General features: G+C 54.1%; 3 tRNA genes. All 3 read right to left on the bottom strand.

The features are described from left to right. A tRNA-Met gene (locus HMPREF2801_RS06210) sits at nt 1-77 on the bottom strand. 29 nt (nt 78-106) lie between these two features. Further along, a tRNA-Leu gene (locus tag HMPREF2801_RS06205) sits at nt 107-195 on the bottom strand. Nucleotides 196-204: 9 nt separating this feature from the next. Further along, nucleotides 205-279, bottom strand: a tRNA-Asn gene (locus HMPREF2801_RS06200). Nucleotides 280-290 lie beyond the last annotated feature (11 nt).

Here is a 290-nt window from a genome sequence, read left to right as displayed (position 1 = left end):
TGGTAGCGGGAGAAGGATTTGAACCTCCGGCCTTCGGGTTATGAGCCCGACGAGCTACCAGACTGCTCCATCCCGCGTCATTTTTTTACCCGGCTACTATTCTTTTTGGTGCCGAGAATCGGAATCGAACCGATACGGTGTTTAACCACCGCAGGATTTTAAGTCCTGTGCGTCTGCCAGTTCCGCCACCCCGGCCTATTTTTTTGGCTCTCAGGGTGGGACTCGAACCCACAGCCTACCGGTTAACAGCCGGTTGCTCCACCATTGAGCTACCTAAGACTATTGGGGAC

This window comes from Peptoniphilus sp. HMSC062D09 (assembly GCF_001811425.1).
GTDB lineage: Bacteria > Bacillota > Clostridia > Tissierellales > Peptoniphilaceae > Peptoniphilus_A.
The sequence above is the reverse complement of the archived record's forward strand: the minus strand, read 5'-3'. Positions and strand labels throughout refer to the sequence as shown.